The sequence below is a fragment of the Pseudomonas psychrophila HA-4 genome, assembly GCF_000282975.1.
Classification (GTDB): domain Bacteria; phylum Pseudomonadota; class Gammaproteobacteria; order Pseudomonadales; family Pseudomonadaceae; genus Aquipseudomonas; species Aquipseudomonas psychrophila_A.
In genome coordinates this window covers 85720-108026 of sequence record NZ_ALJC01000075.1, presented here as the reverse complement: position 1 = coordinate 108026, position 22307 = coordinate 85720, and the positions used below count along the sequence as shown (strand labels likewise).

Below are 22307 nucleotides of genomic sequence, written 5' to 3'. Positions count from 1 at the left end.
GGAATCTCCACAGAACAAACATTCATGTTTTACGAGGTCGTAATACGGGGCCGGGCTGACGCGGGTGCGCGTCAGCCCGGTATTTCAGATCAGAACCATTGTTTAAAGCGGCGGATGTACAGGGTTTTCATCAGTTGCGCGACGCAGCAGTAGCTGACCAACGTGGCCACTAGCCAAGGGAAGTACGCCAGCGGCAGCGGCTCCAGGCCGACCATAGTGCCAAGTGGCGAGAACGGTACGTAGATACCCAGCACGATGACGACCAGGGTCATCATCATGACCGGCCAGGCCGCAGTGCTTTGGAAGAACGGGATTTTGCGCGTGCGCAGCATGTGTACGACCAAGGTTTGCGACAACAGCCCTTCGATGAACCAGCCAGACTGGAACAAGGTCTGCATTTCGACGCTATTGGCCGAGAACACGTACCACATCAGGGCAAAAGTGGTGATGTCGAAAATCGACGAGGTCGGCCCGATCCAGATCATGAAGCGACCAATGTTTTTGGCGTCCCATTTGCGGGGCTTTTGCAGGTACTCCTTGTCCATCTTGTCCCATGGCAAGGCCAACTGGGAGATGTCGTACATTAGGTTTTGCAGCAACAGGTGAATCGACAGCATGGGCAGGAACGGGATAAAAGCGCTGGCCACCAACACCGAAAACACGTTGCCGAAGTTGGAACTGGCAGTCATGTTCAGGTACTTCATGATGTTGCCGAAGGTTTCGCGTCCTTTGAGCACGCCTTCTTCGAGCACCATCAGGCTTTTTTCGAGCAGGATGATGTCTGCCGATTCCTTGGCAATGTCGGTGCCGCTGTCAACCGAAATACCCACGTCGGCATCGCGCAAGGCTGGGGCGTCGTTGATGCCGTCGCCGAGGAAGCCTACCGTGTGGCCGTTGGCTTGCAGCGCCTTAAGCACGCGAGATTTTTGCAACGGAGTGAGCTTGGCGAAAACGCTGCGTTGCTCAACTTCTTGCCTCAGGCTCTCGTCGTCCATGAGCTCGATTTCCGGGCCCAACAGCGGTGTACCAGGGTCCAGACCAACCTGACGGCAGATCTTGCTGGTGACCACGGCGTTGTCACCGGTCAGCACTTTGACGGCCACGCCAATGTCTTGCAGCGCAGCAATCGCTGGGCCTGCGGTTTCTTTCGGTGGATCAAGGAAGGTCAGGAAGCCACGGATGACCAAGTCCCGCTCATCGCGGGTGGTGTATTGCTTTTGCGACTGTGCCTTGGGAATGTCGCGGGTGGCCACGACCAGCACACGGAACCCGTCTTCGTTGTACTCGGTCGCCCGCGCCAGCAACTGATCGCGACGTGCCGGATCGAGTGCGACGCTGACGCCGTCTTCCATAACATGGGTCGAAATGCTCAGCATTTCTTCGACGGCACCCTTGCACACCAGCAAGTGATCGCCACGGTTGTCCTTGACCACGATTGACAGGCGACGACGCACGAAGTCAAAAGGCAACTCATCGACTTTGTTGTAGGCGAACGGCAGTTTGAATTTGGGATCTTGCTGTGAGAACTGCACCACCGCCTGATCCATCAGGTTGCGAATGCCGCTTTGGTGATGACTGTTGAGCCACGCGAGGGACAGCACCGACTCATCACGCTGACCGTTCGGGTCCACGTGGTGCTCAAGAATGATGTGGTCTTGGGTCAGGGTGCCGGTCTTGTCGGTGCACAGCACGTCCATCGAACCGAGGTTCTGGATCGCGTTAAGACGCTTGACCACGACTTTGCGCTTAGCCATGGCCGTCGCGCCTTTGGCCAGGTTGGCGCTGACAATCATGGGCAGCATTTCCGGGGTCAGGCCGACCGCTACCGCCAATGCAAACAGGAAGGCCTCGCCCCAATCGCCCTTGGAGAAGCCATTAAGGAAGAACACGATTGGCACCATGACCAGCATGAAGCGGATCAGCAGCCAACTGACGCTGTTAACCCCGCGATCAAACGCGGTTTGCGAACGAGAGCCGACAATGGCCTTGGCCAACGAGCCAAAGTAGGTCCGCGGGCCAGTGGCCACCACTACAGCACGGGCTGTACCGCTGACGACGTTGGTGCCCATAAAGCAGATGTTGGGCAAGTCCAGCAGGTTGCTCTGGTCTGCGGCCATTGCGCTCGCCGATTTTTGTGTGACATCGCCCAAGGTGTCGTATTTCTCAACGGGCAATGCTTCGCCGGTGAGCACGGCCTGGCTGATAAACAGGTCTCGAGACTCAATCAAGCGTATGTCAGCGGGGATCATGTCTCCGGCCGACAGTTGCACGATGTCTCCGGCAACAAGTTCGCGCATAGGGATTTCGAGCACTTTGCCGGGGTTACCGACGCGGTCGCGGCGCACAACGGTTGCCGTGGTGCGGACCATGGCTTTGAGGGCTTCGGCGGACTTGGCCGAGCGGTGTTCCTGCCAAAAACGCAACAGGCTACTAAGGCCAACCATCAAGCCGATGATGATGACCTTGGTTAAATCGGCTTCTTCACCATCTTGTTTAGGGAGCCAGTAGTCCGTGAAGAAACTGATGATGCCCAAAGTCAGCAGGACATAGATGAAGGGGTTATGCAGAGCCAGTAGGAACTGCACCAAGGCATGAGGCGGCTTGTCATGCGCCACTTCGTTGTAGCCTTCATGTTCCAGGCGTTCGGCGGCATCCAGTACAGTCAAGCCATCGACAGTGCCCCGGACATTGGCCAGGGTGGCCGATAGGCCATGTTGTGCCTCTCGGGCAGCACGCATCGACAATTTGCTGTTTTCGCCTGCGTTATTCTTGTCTCGAACGTTGCTGTTTTTTACGGCGCTCATTACGAGTACTCCTGTCGCCAACTCTCGACAAAACATACGGTGGCTTGCCGTATTCAAGACGAGCCAAAGTAGGCCGATTCACACACTTTGCGATCGGTTTATATAAGGGTTTAAGTGCGCTCTTAATTCCCGCTACTGCACTCTATTTAGTGTGCGCGCAACGGGCATCTACTGGCTTCTTCCATAGGGAACTCCAGTTAATTAACAGGGTTAATAGACCGATAACTGTCAGCGGTGGACGCGACTCTGAGGTTCCTGAGAGTCGTCCATGCTCCAACGCTGCTCAAGTCGGCCTGTGGCCGGGCTGACCCGCCAATGCACCGGATGATGCGCAGGTTTTACGCTGAAAACGGGGGTAGAGAAGGGCGCGGCATTGGAGCGAGCAGCAGTGGGCTCACGCGACAACTTCACCCGCATGCTAGAGGTAAAGGCGCGAACGCCGGGTAGAACAGGGGTTTTAAACGTCATAACACACCTCGTGACCGGACCGATGCCGGGGAGGTCGCGACGTTTGAGCATCAAGCTCTGGCGCAGTTGACCTCGCCCGGCGGGCGTATCCCATCAATGTCTGAATTGGGCGCCCGGACCTCTGTTTTCACAGTGACCGGACAGCGACTAGATACTGTGTCCATTAGATTCTTTTGTGAGTGTATAAAGTGCCGATTGAGTAGGCCCATGCAATCTACTTAGGCGGGTATATCAAGTCAATATTAAAACCCAGTAAGTGCAGGCGGTACAGCGAACGTTCAGATACATTTGAACGAACTGTAACTTAGCGCTAATAAGACAGTTATATGACACGCGAACATTAATGCGTAAAAGAAGAACAATAATAGAACGCATAAAACCCGTAACCGTTTACGAGCCTGCGAAACTACGCCCGAAGTAAACTGACACACTGCGGAGTCTTACTTTACGACTGCTACGCCGTCACGAATCGCTATCGAGTGAATTGAAAGGCTATAAGTACGCATGAATTCTATGGGTTTGGGTTATATTACGGCGTGTTTCGATCCGTATTGAGAGTGGTTGTGTCGATTATTGACCCCGCAGCAGTTCAGCTTCACGCGATCCCGTTAAATGCGGTCCAAGCGCCTGTCGCGCTGTACCTACAACGTTTGGCGCCGTCCAGTCGTCAGACCATGCGTTATGTGTTGCAGGACGCGGCGGATCGTTTGGGCGTCGATGACGTCGCGATTGATGAATTTCCCTGGCACCAATTACAGCCCGGCCATATCACCGCTCTGGTGGCAGCGTTGCGAGCAGATGGTTATGCACCCAACACCTCGTCGCTGTACGTGAACGCTATTCGCGGCGTGATGAATCAGGCCTGGCAACAAAGCCTGATCACTCAGGATCAGTTGCTGAAAATTCGTGCTGTGAAGGCTGGCGGCGGTTCGCGCCTGAGCAAGGGCCGCAACCTGCGCCGCACCTTGATTCGCGAGTTGATGGATGTATGTGAAGCAGACCCGCGCCCCCAGGGGCTGAGGGATGCCGCGATCATTGCGATTTTGTATGGCTCGGGCATGCGCAAATCCGAGTCGGTGAACATGGACCTGCGTCAGGTCAACGTGGCAGAGCGCAGCTTGCAAGTGATGGGCAAGGGCAATAAGGAACTGATCAAGTTCGCACCGGCCTGGGCCTTTGAAAAGCTCGAGGCGTGGCTGGCATTTAGGCGGGAAAACTTGCCCGAAGGTGTTAGCGATGATGACTTTCTATTCAACCGCATTCGCCGCGGCCACCACATCACCCGTGAGCGCATCACTAAGCATGCGATCTACTACATTGCCAAGCAGCGCGGTAAACAGGTGGGTGTGGACATCATGCCGCATGACTTCCGGCGTTCATTTATTACCCGTGTGATCGAAGAGTACGACGTGTCGATTGCGCAAAAACTGGCGCATCACGCCAATATCGCCACCACGGTCAGTTATGACATGCGCAATGACAACGAGCGGCGCAATGCCACGGACCGTTTCTTACTGTGATCGGGGGCAATCTCAGTCTCATTTTGAAAATTTAATGAACCCTCACGCCATCAGCCGACCTAAAGTTTTACAACTGGTGAGGTGATGTATGCAAATTCCTACGTTTTGGGCCGTTTTAGCCGTCATTTTGTTGCTTTTAGAACTATGGACCCTGCGCGGTGTGCTGAAGAGCAATGCACCGGTGAACAGCCGGTGCATGTGGGTGGCGGTGGTGATTTTTGTACCTCTATTCGGCATGTTGGCGTGGCTGTTGGTCGGCGCCAAGCAGCACGCTCCCCCTAAAACCTAAGTGTTGGTTTTGAGCTTGGTCCACAGTCGCGTGGTAAGGCGTGCGATTGACGCAGGCAGGTCCTGCACGGTGAAGAGTTTGTCCACGACCTCTTTGGGCAGATAAATCGCTGGGTCCTGTTTGACCTCCGGCGTCAGGTAAGCAGTGGCCGCCAGGTTTGGATTGGCGTAGTGAATGCTATTGCTAATGTGCGCAATGGCCTGAGGGTCAAGCAGGTAGTTCATGTAGGCGTATGCATTCTTTTCATGGGGCGCGCTTTTGGGCATGACCACCATATCCAGCCACAACGTAGAGCCTTCTTCAGGTATGGAGTAGGCGATGTTTATGCCATTCCCTGCTTCCTTGGCGCTTGCCGCCGCCTGCACAACATCACCGTTGAAACCGATAACGGCGCAAATATTGCCATTGGCCAAGTCGCTGATGTACTTCGATGCATGAAAGTACTGAATGTAAGGCCGGATCTTGAGTAGCGCCTGTTCAGCTTTCTTGTAGTCCTCCGGCTCATGGCTGTGGTGGGGCAAGCCTAGGTAATTGAGTGTAATCGGCAGGATTTGCGTCGGATTGTCGATAATCGCTACCCCGCACTGGCTGAGTTTTTTGATGTTGTTCTCATCAAAGAACAGGCTCCAGGAGTGGGTGACATCCGTGCTGCCAAAGATCTCTTTGATCTTGTCGACGTTGTAGCCAATGCCCGCAGTGCCCCACATGTAGGGAAAACCGTAGAGATTGCCCGGGTCGTTGACCTCGAGTTTTTTCATCAGTACTGGGTCCAGGTTTTTCCAATTGGGCAACTGGCTGCGGTCGAGCTTTTGAACGGCCCCGGCCTTGATCAGTCGCGACATGAAGTGGTTTGAAGGGCTGACCACGTCATACCCGGTGTTGCCGGTCATTAACTTGGATTCCAGCACTTCGTTGCTGTCATGAATGTCGTACGTAGCCTTGATCCCGGTTTGTTGGGTGAATGTGATCAAGGAGTCGTCGGCAATGTAACCGTTCCAGTTAGATATGTTGACGCTCTCGTCTGCGTAGCTAGCGGCAGAGAACGCTGTGAGCATGAGTGCAAGGGAGGCCGTATTGATGTGCATGTTCAATCACCGGGTCTAGGGTTTTTGTTCTTTTGTGATCTTCGTTTTTTAGATTTCGGTGCGGGCTCTGATCGCCTCGACACGCATGCGTACTGCCGCACCAATGTCGAAAAACGGCCGCGGCGGGAGCCAACCCGGCTGGGCGCGCTCCATAACGCTTTGCAAAAGTGGCGAGCTGGCGCCGCTGGCCAGTTCTGCCAGCAAGCGGCCCCATAAACTGCCGCGCGCCAAGCCCGAGCCATTGCACCCGGCTACCGCAAAGATGCCTGGCTGCACGCTGGCGAAGTAAGGCTGGCCACTGCGTGAAGCGCTGAGGTGGCCGGTCCAGGTGTACTGAATGTCGCGAACGGACAACCCGGGAAAGCGTCGTTGTAAACCCACAGCATGGTGCTCGCGACGCTTTAACAGGTTGCTCTCGGACAAGTCCTTGGTCCTGTACTCCGCCGTGTTGCGGATCATCACGCGTCGGTCAGGGGTCAGGCGCACCGTGGCGCCGAGCGGGCGAGTGGAGAGCACACCCCAGGGTTCAACACTGCCGAGAGCGGCAAACTCCTGATCGGTGAGCGGGCGAGTCAGGCTTGCGCTGAGTTCCATCGCAAATGTGTGGCTGTGGCTAATCCCGGCTCGCGGAATGAAGGCATTAAGGCAGACCAAAACCTGCTTGGCTTCGACGTTGCCATTTGGACTGTTGGCCCGTATAAGGCCGTTGCTCATGCGCTCTAGACTGCTGATCGCTGTGTTTTCGTAGAGGGAGACCGCATCTGGCAGCGCGTCCAGCAATCCTTTTACGTACTTGGCTGGTTGCAGCAGGGCATTGCCGTTGCCGCACCAGATCGCCGCCGTGTAGTGCTCAGTACCTAGCTTTTGCGCCAGTTGCGGGCCTTGCACAAATTGCGCTGAAGCACCCACTGCGTTGAGCGTTTGCAGTTTGGCCTCAATCTGTTGCAGCTTGTCTGGGTCATTGACCGCGAAGTAGTAACCCGAATCACGGTATTCACACTCGATGCTGTGACGGGCAATGCGTGTACGTACCTCTTGGCTGGCGGCCAGCCCGATGGATGAGTCCAGTTGGTAGCCCGCAAAGCCGCTACGGCCGAGCAGTTCGCTAGTCGCCGGGTTCTCGTGGGCGACGGCGAACCCTGAATTGCGCGCCGAGGCACCTTGCGCAGCGCGCTGTCTATCGACAATCACGATGCGTGCCTGCGGATGCATTTCGGCCAGCGAATGTGCCGCGCACAACCCGGTGATTCCCGCGCCAATAATCAGCCAGTCAGCCTTTTGCGAGCCCGCGAGGTGTTCGCGACTGGGCGACGTATCAGCGAGGGCAATCCAGCCACATTGATTTTTCAAGCAACACCTCGAATGTTCGTTTTTGCGCCGCTGCATTCATCGTGATTCATGTACTGGATACATAGCTTAGATAACGCAGCGCTCGCCATGCCTTGAATTTATGACGCGCGCGGTGATACAACCAACGTTATAAATTCATTGATCAATGCAGAAAACGCATGGATAAGCTGCGCCACGTTCCCTCGCTCCACGCCATGCAGGCTCTGGTAGAAGTTGCTGAGTCCGGCAGCTTTACTCAGGCCGCACACACGCTGTGTTTGACCCAAAGCGCGGTGAGTCGAAAGATCCAGCAATTGGAGACGCACTTTGGTGTTGCGCTGTTTGCCAGAAACAGCCGCAACGTTCGCTTAACCCCGCTAGGCGAGCAGGTGCTAGGCAGTGCACGCCATATTCTTGAGCACTTGCGGGCACTAGAGGATCGCCTGTCGCCGCAGAAACGACCGTTTCGGATTCGCATGCACGTGTCGTTGGCTGTTCGCTGGCTGTTGCCCAAGCTGAGCGATTTCTACCTGGGTCATCCCGATATTGCGCTGTCGATTGAGACCGTCGCCACCGAAGTTGTCGAGCCCAGCAATGACAGTGACGCCTACATCCTTTATCTGAGTGAGCCTTCTAGCGATCCGGCCTGCCTAGCCCTGTTCGAAGAAGCCTTGGTGCCGGTATGCGCGCCAGGGCTCGGTGGTTTGTCATCAATGGATGATCTTGTACGCTTTGCCTTGTTGCACCGTTCGGCGGATCAACAGGCGTGGATTGCCTGGCTGTCGGCCAATCACGGTAAGCCTCTGGCTACCTACCGGCATATTCCTTTCAACCTCGATGAGTTGGCCCTAGACGCCGCCGCACGCGGCTTGGGCGTGGCCGTTACGGATATGACCCTCGCTGAGGAGTCCATTCAGCGCGGGGTGTTAGTGATTCCGTTTGGGGAAGCACTGAAGACGGGCGGCAATTACTCGCTGTGCCTTCAGTCATCGGCCACGGCCCATCCAGCATGTTCAAGGGTATTGCAATGGTTCGCAGAGCAAGCCGGGCAGGGGGCGAGTAAGATTTTGTAATAACTATCTAAAGCGAGTAGATCGGGAGTCGCTGTAGGATTGCCTCCCGAATTTAACCAAGGTTTATATGAACACCGTCTTGGAGCCTCCCAGTCGCTCGTTACACCCCGCCTCAGCCTCGCGCTCAGTCGCCACTCTTGAATCCATCTCGCATTCCCCACACTTATTGAGGCCCGGCATCACGTCGGTTGCTTTGCATGTGCGTGCGCGTCATTCGCTCACCCTGATTATTCGAGAGACTGAGTAACCCTTATGGAATGGATTGCAGATCCCACGGCCTGGCTTGGCCTGTTGACGTTGATCGTGCTGGAGTTGGTACTCGGCATCGATAACCTGGTGTTTATTGCGATTCTGGCGGACAAGTTGCCGCCCGAGCAGCGCGACCGCGCGCGGGTTATCGGCCTGACGCTGGCCCTGTTGATGCGCTTGGGCCTGCTGGCTAGCATCTCGTGGATGGTGACGCTGACCGAGCCGTTGTTTGAGGTGTTTGAAAAGTCCTTTTCCGGACGCGATTTGATCATGCTGTTTGGTGGTCTGTTTCTGTTGTTCAAGGCAACTATGGAGTTGCACGAACGGCTCGAAGGCCACGTTGCAGAGCGCAAGTCGAATGCGGTGTATGCCATGTTCTGGCCCATCGTCGCGCAAATTGTGGTGCTCGATGCCGTGTTCTCGCTGGACGCGGTGATTACCGCAGTCGGCATGGTTGAGCATCTCTCGGTGATGATGATCGCGGTTGTCATTTCCATCGGCCTGATGATTATTGCCAGCAAGCCGCTGACCAAGTTCGTTAACAGCCATCCGACCGTGATCATGCTTTGCCTGGGCTTTTTGATGATGATCGGCTTTAGCCTGACGGCTGAAGGCTTGGGCTTCCACATCCCGAAAGGCTACTTGTATGCGGCGATTGGCTTCTCGATTCTGATCGAGCTGTTTAACCAGATTGCCCGCTCACGCCGCAAACGCAGCCTGCAAGGCATGCGCCCGATGCGCGAACGTACGGCCCATGCGGTGATGCGCCTGCTGGGCGGTCGCAAGTTGAACGAAGATGAGGTGGGTGAGGAAATCGCCGACATGCTCGACGGTGATGAGGCTGAAGAAGTCTTCCATCGCCGTGAACGAATCATGATCAGGGGTGTGCTGCAATTGGCAGAGCGGCCCATCCGCACAGTGATGACCCCGCGTGCCGAGGTCGATCATATTGATCTGACAGATTCGCAGGAGAGTATCCGAACCACTTTAATGCACTCTTCGTACTCGCGATTGCCGTTGATAAGGGCAGGGCGCATTGATGAGCCATTGGGCTTTGTGCACAAGAAGGAGCTGCTGAAAGAGCTGCTGGCGGGCCATCAACCTGACCTAGAGGCGATGGCTCGTAAAGCAATCAACCTGCTCGACAGCTTCACCATTCTTAATGCCTTGGAGCAGATGCGCAAAGAGTCGACTCACATTGCCTTCGTGATCAACGAATTCGGCGACTTTATCGGCATTCTCACTATGACTGACATTTTGGAGTCGATTGCCGGTGAGTTGCCGGATGCAAGTGAGATTGAAGGCCCGAATATCGTCACGCAAGACAACGGTTATCTGGTTAGCGGCGCTTTAAATCTTAGCCAGGTGCGCCAGTACACTGGTTTTCCGGGCAAGGCAACGGATGACTATCAAACAATGGCTGGGATGGTCATGAGTTTGCTGGACCGCTTGCCAATGATTGGCGACACGCTTTCTTGGGAAGTCTGGACATTGACCGTGGTTGGGGTCGAAGAACGGCGAGTAACGCGGGTGTTGTTGGCAAAGGAGGGGTAGGGCCAGAGCTGTAGCCGCAGCCTGCGGCAGCGGCTACAACGTAAAAAAAACCCGCCTAACTAGGCGGGTCTTTTTTTACAGCTACTTACTTACTTACTTACTTACTTACTTACTGACTGTCAGGCAACGCGTAAGCAATCACGTAGTCACCACGATCAGGCGACTGGCGTGCGCCACCCGCGGTGATTACAACGTATTGCTTACCGGTTTTAGGCGACACAAAGGTCATCGGGCCACCTTGGCTACCAACAGGCAAGCGGGCTTTCCAGGCTTCCTCGCCGTTGGCCGAGTTGAAGGCGCGCAGGTAGTAATCCTGAGTACCGGCAATAAACACCAAGCCGCCTTGAGTGGAGAGGGTGCCACCCAGTGTCGGCATGCCGATTGGCAGTTGCAGGTTCATTTTGACGCCCAATGGACCGGTGTCTTGCACCGTGCCAACCGGAACCTGCCAAGCAATTTTCTGGGTCTTCATGTCAATAGCGGTCAGCGTACCGAAAGGCGGCGCTTGGCAAGGAATGCCAGCCACAGACAAGAAGCGATTTTTGTTCACTGCATACGGCGTACCTTTAAGCGGAACTGCGCCCATGCCAGTGTTCAGGGCTTCGCCACCCGAGGATGCCTTGGCGTCTTTTTTCTGTGGCACCATCTGGATCCACAGGCCCAGACGCATGTCATTGACGAAGATAAAATCGTGCACCGGGTCAGTCGACAGGCCGCCCCAGTTCATGCCACCGAGCGAACCCGGGAAGCTCAACGAAACGTCAGTACCCGGAGCGGTGTAGAGGCCGTCGTAGCGCATTTTCTTGAACGCGATACGGCACAGCATCTGATCAAATGGCGTAGCGCCCCACATGTCCGACTCAGTCAGCGTTGGCGCGCCAATCTGCGGCATGCCCACCGATTTAGGTTGAGTCAGGGAGTAAGGTTCGTCCGGGATGTTAGAGGCTTTGACCGGAACTTCTTTCACTTCAGTCAGCGGTTGACCGGTGTGACGGTCCAGTACAAAGATCTGCCCAGCTTTAGTACCAATGACCACGGCAGGCACTTTGGTCCCGTCGGCTTTGGCGAAGTCGATCAGGCTTGGCTGCATCGGCAGGTCAAAATCCCACAGGTCGTTGTGGACCGTCTGATAAACCCACTTCTCATCACCGGTGGTGGCGTTCAAGGCCAATACCGAAGCGCCGTACTTGTGGTTCAGTGCAGTACGCTCAACGCCATAAATGTCGGTGGACGAGCTGCCCATCGGCAAGAACACGGTGTTCATCAGCGGGTCGTAAGACATGGGTGCCCAGCTGTTCGGCGTGCTGCGAACATAAGTCTGGCCGTCTGCCGGTGCCTTTTTGTCTTGCGGATTACCAGGGTCAAACGCCCAGCGCATAGCGCCAGTCACCACGTCAAAACCACGAATCACGCCACCAGGCATGTCGGTTTGAACGTTGTCGGCCACACGGCCACCGACCACTACAGTGGTACCGGCCATCAAGGGTGCGGAAGACAGTTGGTAGTAGGAGTCAGGCACATCGCCCAAGCCTGCTTTGAGATCAACCTGGCCATTAACGCCGAAGTCCTCACAGAACTTGCCGGTGTCAGCGTCGACAGCAATCAGGCGGGCGTCGATAGTGTTGGTCAACAGACGACGCTGGCAAGCGGCACCGGGAGCCACACTAACAGCAGCGGCCGCAGTGCTGCCATCGGTTGGCGCTGCGATAGGCGCGGTAGCGTCAAAGTAGGCTAGACCACGGCAACGCTGCCAGACCGCCGACTTAGCGTTGATTTCATTCTTCCACAGCTCTTTACCCGTGTCGGCGTCCAGAGCAATGAGGTTGTTGTGTGGGGTGCAGATGAACACCTTGTCACCCACTTGCAGTGGGGTCATCTGGTCTTCCGCGCCGTTACCATTGCTGATCGCGACGTCACCTGTGTTGTAAGTCCAGGCCGGTACCAGCTTGGAAACGTTGCTGCGGTTAATCTGATCCAACGCGGCAAAGCGGCTGCCGCCTTCGTCGTTACCGTACTGTTCCCAGTTTTTCTGTGCCTTGGCAGGATCAACTTTGGTCAAGCCGGGGCCGTCACCCGTGGGTGAAACTGAAGCGTGGGGCTGAAACATTCCCCAAGCACCCGCAGCAACTGCCACCGCCAACAAGGCGCTGAGCACATAGCCACCGTTGCCATTCAGGCCATTGGCTTTGCGCAATGTTGGGTAAGCCAACGCCACCACCAGGCTCAATACACCCAGCGCAAACAGACGCGATATGAGCGGCCAGAACACCAGCCCGACATCAAGCAGCGACCAGATAATGGACGCCACCATCACCGCAGCGAACAGCCAAGCACCCAACACACGGTGTTTAAACATCAACACCGAAGCGACGAGCATCCCGGTACCGGCGAGGACGAAGTACAAACTGCCGCCAAGCGTGGCGAGATAACCGCCGCCCGCCATAAACAGCAAACCGAAGACCAGCACACCCAAGGCGGCGATCCAGATAGGCCAACGGCTGACAGTAGCCGCAGGTTGAGATTTATTCATGGTGAATGACCCTATTGATGCATGAAAGTGGTGGAGAGATTTCAGGGTGGCCAGCGTTAACACTAGCGCTGATTCCAAGAAACGGGGCTTGCAGTGGCACCCACTGCCCGTGAGAGGGCAGCCTCGAATACGCTTTGAACCAAATGGTTAATTCTCGACACAATATCAAAAAATACACCCCTGCGACAAATTGTCAGTCTCGGCGGGCAAGAAGCACCGTTGCGGGGAGCGTAATAATCGAGCAGGGCAGCCGGACGGGAGAGGGCACGGAGAACGTTACTTACCAGCTATTGGCTTGGGAAAATGGTCGTATATGTTTACTCAACTAAACAGACATTTAGTAGAGTTATAACTGAATGGAATATCAAAGGAGCAACATACTGCAAAATCGCCAAGGATTGAAGCCTTTACTCCTCGCTCCTGCGTATTCTCACTTACAGGTAGACTGCTTATTTTTGAGATTAGGAGCAAGGAAACATGGACTTTGAGCCTTTGCCAAGCACTTGGGTTATCGAGGAAGCACGGGCTTTTTTGAGGGCTGCGCAGATCTTAGAGAAAACAGCCTCTGATGGTGATACAGCTCTGTATTGGCCAGCAGTTATGAACTCAGCGCTCGCTTCGGAGCTGCTTCTTAAATCATTCCTTGTAGAGGCTGATCCTCGTTTCCCAAGAAGCGAATATGATCCTGAGGGGCATCTACGTTTGATCGCTGGCTTGCCCGGAAATAGGCACGGTTTGATCGATCTATACAACGCGATTCCCATGGAGCTGGCCAACCATCTTCGTGAAACCTCAGAACGATTGGCTCCGGGTTTTGAACTGGAAAAATGGATCACAGCATCTTCAAAGCTGTTCGTTGGCACTCGATATCCATATGAAGGTAATTCCGTTCAAGCTATTGACCTCGATGTGTTGAAGCTCGCGCCACACTTGGACAAGGTGCTGGATGAAATGACGCGTCGGTCAATTTAATCGCGAGTGACTTGAGACGGTTTCGTCAGTATTAACGAGCCGTCAGGCTGTTTTTCAACAGTCAGCGTGTCACCAATGACAAGGCCGATTTCGCTGAGAAGATCATCGGGCAACGGCACGATCATGTCACCAGTGCCGTCGGCAGCGTCTTGGCAGGTCACAGTCCAGCGTTGGATTTCAGTACCTGGTGCACGGTTCATGGTTTTGATCCCAAGATGGTCAGAGGTCGATAATGCCTGTCTGCCTGTTGAAAAGCAGCCTCCACTGACCCAGACGTCCCAATACGAAGATTCGCATAATGTATATTATGTTAAATCTAATACCCTATTAAGTAAGCGGTTGCCAGTCACTGGCGCGCTCCAAGGCGCCAAGTTCCAGCGTAGACCACAAAAAGCCAGGCAGCAGAATCTTCAGTTGAAGGAAAGCAAGCCATACGACGCTGCTCTTTTTACGACTCCGCTATCCGACGGCGCATCCGTAGGTTTTCATCTGACTACCTTGGCTTGCTGGCGACACGTCCGAAGTCTTGTGAATATAAAAGGGTCTTCTAAAAGAAGACCCCTGGACACAGCACCTAATTTAAACGAACAACTGACCTTTAAATCCAGCTCGCACCCGACACTTTCTCGATGGAGAACGTGAGAATGTCAATTAGGTTATCAACATCGGCTTTGGTGTAGTTCAGCGACGGCGCAAACCCAAGAATATCGTCTGCAAATGCTCGGAAAACAAGGCCTTCGGTAAACGCATGCGCTAGGATTTTTTGTCCAAGCTTCAAGTTCGCATCAGGCTTGGTTCTGGCATTTTTGTCCGTAATCAGTTCCAAACCTGCCAGCATGCCCTGCCCACGAACCTGACCCACAAGGCTCAGGCTCTCAAGGCTTCGAAGCCTTGTCTGGAAGTATTCGCCCACTTCAGTTCCATTTTGCAGCAGGCCGTTTTCGTACAGATCTAACGTCGCGTTCGCGATCGCAGCGCTGACGGGATGACCTGCATACGTCTGACCGTGCCCAAACGGGATCCCCCCTGCCCCTGCCTCGGCGATCGCCGCAAAGATCTTGTCGGAAATGATCGTTGCCCCCATTGGGGCATAGCCCGATGTCAGACCTTTCGCAAGGGTCATAAGGTCAGGGCTGACACCTTCGTGTTCGCAAGTAAACATTGGCCCAGTACGACCAAAGCCTGTAATAACCTCATCAACGATCAGCAGGATGCCCAACTTGTCACAGGTTGCACGCATGGCCTTGAGGTAACCCGCCGGTGGAACTATCACCCCACCAGAGCCAATGATCGGTTCACAAATGAACGCTGCGACTTTATCTTCGCCGATTTCTTGAACCTTACTTTCAAGCGCTGCGACGGTGGCCCGTAGAACAGCAGCTTCGTCTGGGCCTGCACTGTGACGATAGGTGTAGGGCGCTTCAATGTGGTGCTGAGTGGGCGTCGGCACATCAAAGTAGCGGTGAAACACAGGAAGAGCCGTCAACCCACTGCCCATGGCAGATGAGCCGTGATAGCCGCGTTGCACTGCAATGAAATGCTTCTTTTCAGGTCGGCCGATAGCGTTGAAGTAATAGCTGACAGTTCGGATGGCGGTATCGACTGCATCGGATCCGCCCTGCCCGAAAATGACGTGATTCAACCCCGCAGGTGCCAATTTAGCCAAACGATAGGCCAACTCAATCGCCGGTTCGCTACCAAAGCCAAAGTAACCCGTTGCGTAAGGCAGGACTTCGAGTTGCTTTCTGGCCGCCTCCACAATAGTGGGTTGTCCATATCCAGCATTCACACACCAAAGACCTGAGAATGCATCTTGTACTCGATGTCCGTTGACATCCGTCAGGTGAATTCTGTCTGCACTTTTCCATGCGCAAACGCCTTTCGCTTGGTGATCCATTAAAGCGGTTACCGGATGAACCCAGTGCTGATCTTTTTCTTGAATGCTGCTCATACGACCTCTGAACTCAGTGACATAGTAGGTCGGCTTTGCACCCGTGAAATGCCAGGGTGCAGAGCGCGTTTAACTAGCGAAAAATGAAGTAATTAATCCAGGCCGCCTTGGCAGACATATTTGATGTGCATGTATTCTTCTAGGCCATGAACCGAGCCCTCTCGCCCGTAGCCGGAGTCTTTGACGCCGCCGAATGGCGCGGCCTCGGCAGCCAGAGCGCCTTCGTTCACACCCACGATGCCGCACTCCAGTGCATCGACCACTCGGTTCACGCGGCGCATATCATTGGTGTAGAAGTACGAGGCCAACCCGAATGGAGAGTCGTTGGCCATTTCGAGGACCTCTTGCTCCGCGTCGAACTGAGTGATGGGCGCAACAGGGCCAAAGGTTTCTTCGTGAAAACACTTAGAAGAACGGTCTACATCAGCCAGAACGGTGGGTGCGTAGTAAGTAGACTCGGCGCGTTGCTCGGTAAACAGACGTTTACCACCTATCAGAACCCGCGCACCCCGCTTAATGGCGTCATTGACGTGCTCTTCAATCTTGGCAATAGCCTTGGCGTTGATCATTGGCCCAATCTGAGAGGCTGGATCACTCGCAGGCCCTACGACTAAAGCAGCGACACGTGCACTCAGCTTCTCTAGGAAGGTGCCGTAGACCTTCGACTGAACGTACACGCGATTAGGGCATACGCAGGTTTGGCCGCCATTGCGAAACTTCGCAATCATTAGACCTTCAACGGCAGCATCAATGTCAGCATCGTCGAAGACGATAAATGGTGCGTTTCCGCCCAGTTCCAACGCCAGCTTCTTCAGCGTGCGCGAGGACTCGTGTGCCAAGTGCTTACCTACCGGGGTGGAACCTGTGAAGGTGATCTTGCGAACGCGTGCATCATCAAGCCATACGTCAGCGACCACTTTGGAGGCAGACGTAATCACGATGTTCAGCACGCCTGCCGGAACGCCCGCTTCTTCAGCGAGTTTGACCAAAGCCAACGCTGTAAGCGGTGTTTCAGCAGCAGGTTTGCACACAACGGTGCAACCAGCCGCCAGAGCTGGCGCGATTTTCCTGGCGATCATGGCTGCAGGAAAGTTCCAGGGCGTAATCGCCGCAACAACACCCACTGGCTCTTTGTAAGCCCACATTTTTCGCCCACGAACTGGCGCGGGAATTATGTCGCCGTTGGCGCGTGTCGCCTCTTCAGCAAACCACTCAACATAACTTGCGGCATAAGCAATCTCACCGATGGCTTCGGCGAGCGGCTTACCTTGCTCAGAAGAAATGATTTTCCCAAGATCCTCAGCGTTGGCCAGGATGAGGTCATTCCAGCGTTTAAGAATGGCAGCGCGCTGCTTGGCAGGCGTTGCGCGCCACGTGGCAAAAGCCTGGACCGCAGATTCAACGCTCGCCTTGGCATCTTTCTCATCGCTATCGGGCACCAACGCAACACACTGGCCTGTGGCAGGGTTATTAACTGGAAACGTTGCACCGGATTCTGCACCCTGCCATTCACCGGAAATGAAGTTCTGGGTTGCCATTAGCGCGTTGCGTTGCAATTCAAAGTTCATAAGTACCCCACATAATTCCATCAGAAGACTTCCCACCCTGTTATCTGAGGGATGTTTCCAATCCACTGAGTTGAATGACATTGCAACTTGAGCCGCAGGGTTTAAGGCTCAATTAACTTCGCCCGATTACCTGTGTCACAAGTCACTGTTTCAACGATTCGTAAGGGTTAAATCCTAAGCAACCCATGCGCGGCTAACTATCTAGTTTAAGTAGGATAAAACCACCCACTTTAAGTCGTTTAAGTAGTACTTGCCGTGTGGGGGGGGGTAGACCCAGTGACTGAACGTAAAAAAGGCCAGTTGAGAACTTCTCCCCAACCGACCCTTTACACGACACGTTACCTGCTTATTAACTGCGTCGGGCGCAGCGAGCTTGATGGATCATACCGATCAGGGCCAAGACCAAGCCCGCTCCCCCAGTCGAGATCACCAGCACCTGATAGTCCGGCATGAACGACATGGCGGTAAGGCATATCACGATGAAAATGATGACTATCCAAGTCAGCCATGGGTAGAGCCACATTTTAAGAGGAATGTCGCTGCCTGCCTGGTCAAGCTTGCGGCGCATTTTCAATTGAGAACAAGCGATCACCAAATAGACAAGAAGAGCAATTGTGCCGGTCATGTTCATGAGCGTATCCAGCACGTCCTTAGGGCGCAACGCCTCGCTGAAATTGATCAACGCCAACACAATAGCGACGGCACACGAGCCGACAATAGCGAATACGGGAACCCCAGTTTCCGGCCTGACGGTCTTGAACATCGAAGGTGCGTCGCCACGCGTTGCCAACGAGAACAGCATGCGAGATGCCGTGTAGTGAGCTGAAATCAAGCAGCTGCTAACGGAGGTAAGAACGACAAAGTTCATCAATAACTCAGCGCCAGGAACACCCAATAACTCGAGAGTACGACGATATGAGCCGTAACCGGACACACCCAGCATCGGGTCGTTCCAAGGCACGAGGCACACAATGAGGAAGATCGAACCGACGTAAAACAGACCCACCCGCCAAACAACTGACTTCGTTGTTTTGATAATTTGCTGAGACGGGTTTTTCGACTCAGAGGCAGCGATTGTGGCGATTTCCGCTCCGAGAAAGGCGAACATAACACCCAGCATGGCCCCCACTACCGGCTCAATGCCGTTGGGTATAAAGCCGTGCGCCGTTAGGTTGCTGATGCCATGTACCGTCCCTCCTGTCCAAATGTTTGTGACCGCCAGACAGCCAATCACGAGGAAGCAGACGATTGCCACTACTTTAATCAGAGCAAACCAAAACTCGAATTCGCCGTAATTTTTCACGTTAAAAAAATTAATGCTGATAAGTACCAACGTCACCGCGAGTACATACACATTAACGCTGAACATTGGGAACCAACCGTTCAGAATTTTACCGGCCACATAGGCTTCCCACGCCATTAAGCTGACCCAGTATCCCCAGTAAAGCCAGCCAATGGTGAAGCCTGCCCAACGACCAATGGCTCGGTCAGCGTAGGTTGAAAAAGAGCCTGTATCTGGCGAAGAGGTAGCCATCTCGCCTAGCATTCGCATGATCAGCATCATTAAGATGCCGCCCGTTAAGAACGCGAGTATCGCCGCAGGCCCTGCACTGTGGATGACGCTGCCAGAGCCGACAAATAAAGACCCACCAATAACCCCTGCAATTGACATCATTGTCAGATGTCGGGATTTCAATCCCGCCTTAAGGCTTCCGGTTGCCTCTTTGTTACTGCTTAGACTCGTGCTTGTCGTGTCCATTTTCTACTCTCTAGTTATTGTAGTAAGTGCAGAGTCACTCACAGGCTCTGGCCACCAACGTTGCGACGCCCCCGCAGACAGGAGCGTCGTACTGCTTTGCGTGTGACTGCGAGGGTTAAGCGTTAGCCGCGATCAGAGCACGCTCGAACATGCCCAGCGCTTGCGCAACATCGTGCTCGCTAATCACCAAGGGGCAAATAAAGCGAACGACGTTGCGGTACACACCGCACTTGATAACCAACAAGCCTTCTTCGCGCGCCGCATCAATCACGCGCTGCGCCATCGCCGCATCCGGTGCTTTTGTGTCGCGGTCAGAGACAAACTCAACAGCTGCCATCGCGCCGATAGCACGCACGTGACCAATACTGTTGAAGCGACCTTCCAGTGAAGTGAAACCTTCCAAGAGCTGAGCGCCAATGGCGCGGCTGCGCTCGGTCAGCTGCTCCGATTCGAATATCTTGATGACTTCCAATGCCGCAGCGCAGCCCAGCGGATTACCGCCATAAGTTCCGCCCAAACCACCAGGCAGCGGGGCATCCATGATCTCTGCACGCCCGACCACACCCGAGATCGGCAGCCCTCCCGCCAGACTTTTGGCAACAGTGACGAGATCGGGCTGAATCCCCGAGTGTTCGAAACCAAACATCTTACCGGTCCGGCCAAAGCCAGTCTGGATCTCATCGCAGATCAGAACGATGCCCAGTTCCTGGGTTTTCTTACGCAGCGCGCGCATGAAATCAACCGGCGCGGCAATAAAGCCGCCATCCCCTTGAACAGGCTCAATGATGATGGCTGCAACGCGATCCGCAGCAATCTGGGTGTCGAACACTTCCTGCAGAGCCGCCAACGCTTTCTCTGTAGTAATGCCACGGTATTCGTTGGGGTAAAGCGTGTGATAGATGTCCGGTGCGTATGGGCCAAAGTTTTGGCGATACGGCTGGCTCATACCGGTCAATGTCATGCCCATCAATGTACGACCGTGGAAGCCCCCACGGAAGGCAATCACACCCGGGCGGTTTGTATAACCGCGGGCAATCTTGACCGCGTTCTCAACCGCCTCTGCACCTGTGGTTAAGAACACAGACTTGAAATGTTCTGGGCCGCCAACCAACGTATTCAGTTTGGCTGCCAGATCGGTGTATTGATCGTAAGCGGCTACCTGAAAGCAGATGTGCGAGAAGGTTTCTAACTGTTTGCGTACCGCTTCAACTACTCGCGGGTGGTTGTGACCGACGTTAAGAACGCCAATTCCGGCAACGAAGTCCAAGTACTTTTTACCTTGGTCATCCCACAGATAAGCCCCAGCCGCACGGCTAACTGTAATGGGGTGGGCAACTGCTACCCCATTGGATACGTGTTGGGATCGGGGCGATATAGACAGTTTTTGTTGAGAAGACATGGCATCCACCTTTGTGAGTCAGTGGGTCAATGCTAACCAGCCCCCTAGTCTTGTCGCTTCGGCCGATAAATAGGAATACCTCAAAAAGTTATCCTGTTTAGAGTAGGAGTGCCGTGCAGCCCGACTAACGACTGCTTACAGATAGTCCAACTTCCAACGCCCTTCTTGCTATTTGTCATCGCCAGCCAATGCATACATCTGGGCTGCCACTTGCAACTTGAACTTATGATCTGGATTGTCGAGCGAAATGTTTAACATTGACTCGATTCGCTCAACCCGATACCGAAGGGTACTGATATGAATATCCAGTACCTTTGCCGTATTAATCAGTTGGAAGCCTTCTTTGGCCAAGGTTAATACGGTATCGATTAAAGCGTTACCACGCTTAGGGTTACCCAGCGGCTCAATCAGTTTTTCAATCAACAAGCGCCGCGCATCCGAATCGCCCATCAGCGCCCTCGGGAATAAAACTTCATCGAAGTCATGCAGCTTGCCGGGTTTGAGCAAAGGCAATAGGGCCAATACGTCCTCAGCCCCTTGAGCCATTCCGGTGACGCCTTGATGCACGCGACTGACTGCCAGAGCCCCACCTTCTGAGCGCACTGAACGCCAAATAGCATCGGCGGAATTTTCCGCCGGAAGTAAAAAATTGATCTGGTTGAGCGAGACAGACATCAGCGGCGCAATATTCAATCCCAGCATCGTTTTTGCTATTCGATCAGCCATCCGCGTGCGCCGATTGAATCCCTCCACCGAAAGCGGAATCGGTTCATTCAACAGCACTAGACAGACCCGATACCCCCTGCTTTCACTCCACCCAGAGACCTGCGCTCTTTCGATCGCGCTTGGTGTGGCAGAAAATTTTCCCTCCAGCAAACCCGCGACAAAGGCATACCCAAGCCGTGTTTCTTGATCGGATAACTGTCGCTGATAGGTGAGGTGCAACGCTGCAATAACGGCTGCGTGTTCGAGGGCGCGAGAATCCAACTCCTCGAACTCCTCGTGCTCACTGTACAACCAGACAATGCCAATCACCTCTCCGCGAAGCCTGATGGCACCGCCCAGCCTGGAGCGCCCTGAAGGCTCTAAAACAACCTTTGGCGTGTTGGACTCAAAGAAGCAGGGAAGCGACTCCAACTGAGTGATCGTTTTGACGAGCGCACGTTCCTCAGACTCATTCACCGAGGGATCGGAAGCGCCCAACACAGTACCGTCCACGGCGACTACGGTGGCGTTTTTGTCCAACGCAGAGTGCAAAGCCTTCGCCACCCCCTCCAGATTGTTACCTTCTAAGGCAGCCTCTGTCAGCGTGCGATGAATATGGTCTGAACGGCGAATGGTCTCAGCCTGGATATTGATGATCCGGGCCAAAACATCGTACATGATCTCGCTAAACTGAATTTCCCAGGGCAGTTCCAGCAGTGGCAAATGACAAAGATTCGCCTCGTCAATCGCGGCCTGAGTGAAATGCTCGCGAAAATGTGGAACGGCTAGCACTACCCCTGCCAAACCAATTTCGCTCAATCGGCGAACCATCGCTCGACATTCTTCGTCGTCGACCGGCCAGTTATAACCTGTCGTTAACAGCAGCTCGCCCGGTTTTAGCCAATTGGTAATTTCTGGGTGATCGACGATGTGAACCCATGTAATTTCGCGATTCATGGCGGCTGCACCTGCAACCACAGTGACCTCGCGTAACACCGTGTTCTCTATCGCAGCATCGAGTTTCATGATTTAGCTATCCCACTTAAAATGAC

16 protein-coding genes are annotated in these 22307 nt (G+C 54.3%); 5 read left to right on the top strand and 11 right to left on the bottom strand.

All coding sequences use genetic code 11. The features are described 5' to 3' along the window. Positions 1-89 precede the first annotated feature (89 nt). Together mgtA and B347_RS25885 are read right to left on the bottom strand one after the other, a co-directional pair. A complete protein-coding gene (gene mgtA / locus B347_RS0109870; protein ID WP_019409549.1) occupies positions 90-2804 on the bottom strand; it encodes a magnesium-translocating P-type ATPase in 2715 nt (904 codons plus the stop codon). A 228-nt stretch (positions 2805-3032) separates the two neighbouring features. After that, positions 3033-3272 carry a hypothetical protein gene (locus B347_RS25885; RefSeq protein WP_081498279.1) on the bottom strand — a complete coding sequence of 80 codons (240 nt, stop codon included), beginning with the start codon at positions 3270-3272 and terminating at the stop codon, positions 3033-3035. A 674-nt stretch (positions 3273-3946) separates the two neighbouring features. Between B347_RS25885 and B347_RS0109865 the strand changes: the two genes are divergently transcribed. Together B347_RS0109865 and B347_RS0109860 are read left to right on the top strand one after the other, a co-directional pair. Next, on the top strand, positions 3947-4792 hold the full coding sequence (locus B347_RS0109865; protein WP_033387582.1) for a tyrosine-type recombinase/integrase: 846 nt from the start codon (positions 3947-3949) through the stop codon (positions 4790-4792). 88 nt (positions 4793-4880) lie between these two features. Continuing rightward, positions 4881-5081, top strand: a complete 201-nt coding sequence (locus B347_RS0109860; RefSeq protein WP_019409547.1) for a PLD nuclease N-terminal domain-containing protein — start codon at positions 4881-4883, stop codon at positions 5079-5081. Here B347_RS0109860 and B347_RS0109855 read toward each other — a convergent pair. Together B347_RS0109855 and B347_RS0109850 are read right to left on the bottom strand one after the other, a co-directional pair. Beyond that, positions 5078-6166, bottom strand: coding sequence for a polyamine ABC transporter substrate-binding protein (locus B347_RS0109855; RefSeq protein WP_019409546.1), 1089 nt, complete (start codon positions 6164-6166; stop codon positions 5078-5080). The two genes, B347_RS0109860 and B347_RS0109855, sit on opposite strands and share 4 nt — an antisense overlap. A gap of 48 nt (positions 6167-6214) precedes the next feature. Continuing rightward, a complete protein-coding gene (locus tag B347_RS0109850) occupies positions 6215-7516 on the bottom strand; it encodes an NAD(P)/FAD-dependent oxidoreductase (protein WP_026014096.1) in 1302 nt (433 codons plus the stop codon). A gap of 158 nt (positions 7517-7674) precedes the next feature. On the opposite strand from B347_RS0109850, the gene B347_RS0109845 reads away from it, so the two are divergent. Further along, a complete protein-coding gene (locus tag B347_RS0109845; protein ID WP_019409544.1) occupies positions 7675-8568 on the top strand; it encodes a LysR family transcriptional regulator in 894 nt (297 codons plus the stop codon). A 252-nt stretch (positions 8569-8820) separates the two neighbouring features. Continuing rightward, positions 8821-10371: a TerC family protein gene (locus tag B347_RS0109840; protein WP_019409543.1), complete on the top strand. Its 1551-nt coding sequence runs from the start codon at positions 8821-8823 to the stop codon at positions 10369-10371. 109 nt (positions 10372-10480) lie between these two features. On the opposite strand, the gene B347_RS0109835 is transcribed toward B347_RS0109840, so the two are convergent. After that, positions 10481-12901, bottom strand: coding sequence for a glucose/quinate/shikimate family membrane-bound PQQ-dependent dehydrogenase (locus B347_RS0109835; RefSeq protein WP_019409542.1), 2421 nt, complete (start codon positions 12899-12901; stop codon positions 10481-10483). Between the two features lie 477 nt (positions 12902-13378). Here B347_RS0109835 and B347_RS0109830 point away from each other — a divergent pair, with 477 nt between their 5' ends. Further along, positions 13379-13873 carry a hypothetical protein gene (locus B347_RS0109830; RefSeq protein WP_019409541.1) on the top strand — a complete coding sequence of 165 codons (495 nt, stop codon included), beginning with the start codon at positions 13379-13381 and terminating at the stop codon, positions 13871-13873. Here the strand turns inward: B347_RS0109830 and B347_RS0109825 are convergent. The 6 genes from B347_RS0109825 to B347_RS0109800 all read right to left on the bottom strand — a co-directional run bounded on the left by B347_RS0109825 (position 13870) and on the right by B347_RS0109800 (position 22281). Continuing rightward, positions 13870-14073 carry a hypothetical protein gene (locus tag B347_RS0109825; protein ID WP_019409540.1) on the bottom strand — a complete coding sequence of 68 codons (204 nt, stop codon included), beginning with the start codon at positions 14071-14073 and terminating at the stop codon, positions 13870-13872. The two genes, B347_RS0109830 and B347_RS0109825, sit on opposite strands and share 4 nt — an antisense overlap. Before the next feature lie 398 nt (positions 14074-14471). After that, the gene (locus tag B347_RS24840; protein WP_033387554.1) at positions 14472-15824 is read right to left on the bottom strand and encodes an aminotransferase class III-fold pyridoxal phosphate-dependent enzyme; all 1353 of its coding nucleotides are present in this window, start codon (positions 15822-15824) and stop codon (positions 14472-14474) included. 92 nt (positions 15825-15916) lie between these two features. Continuing rightward, positions 15917-17392 carry an NAD-dependent succinate-semialdehyde dehydrogenase gene (locus B347_RS0109815; protein ID WP_019409538.1) on the bottom strand — a complete coding sequence of 492 codons (1476 nt, stop codon included), beginning with the start codon at positions 17390-17392 and terminating at the stop codon, positions 15917-15919. Positions 17393-17741: 349 nt separating this feature from the next. Continuing rightward, positions 17742-19151 carry an amino acid permease gene (locus B347_RS0109810; RefSeq protein WP_019409537.1) on the bottom strand — a complete coding sequence of 470 codons (1410 nt, stop codon included), beginning with the start codon at positions 19149-19151 and terminating at the stop codon, positions 17742-17744. Between the two features lie 115 nt (positions 19152-19266). Next, positions 19267-20550, bottom strand: coding sequence for a 4-aminobutyrate--2-oxoglutarate transaminase (gene gabT, locus B347_RS0109805; RefSeq protein ID WP_026014095.1), 1284 nt, complete (start codon positions 20548-20550; stop codon positions 19267-19269). Positions 20551-20718: 168 nt separating this feature from the next. Continuing rightward, positions 20719-22281 carry a PucR family transcriptional regulator gene (locus B347_RS0109800; protein ID WP_019409535.1) on the bottom strand — a complete coding sequence of 521 codons (1563 nt, stop codon included), beginning with the start codon at positions 22279-22281 and terminating at the stop codon, positions 20719-20721. Between the last annotated feature and the right edge of the window lie 26 nt (positions 22282-22307).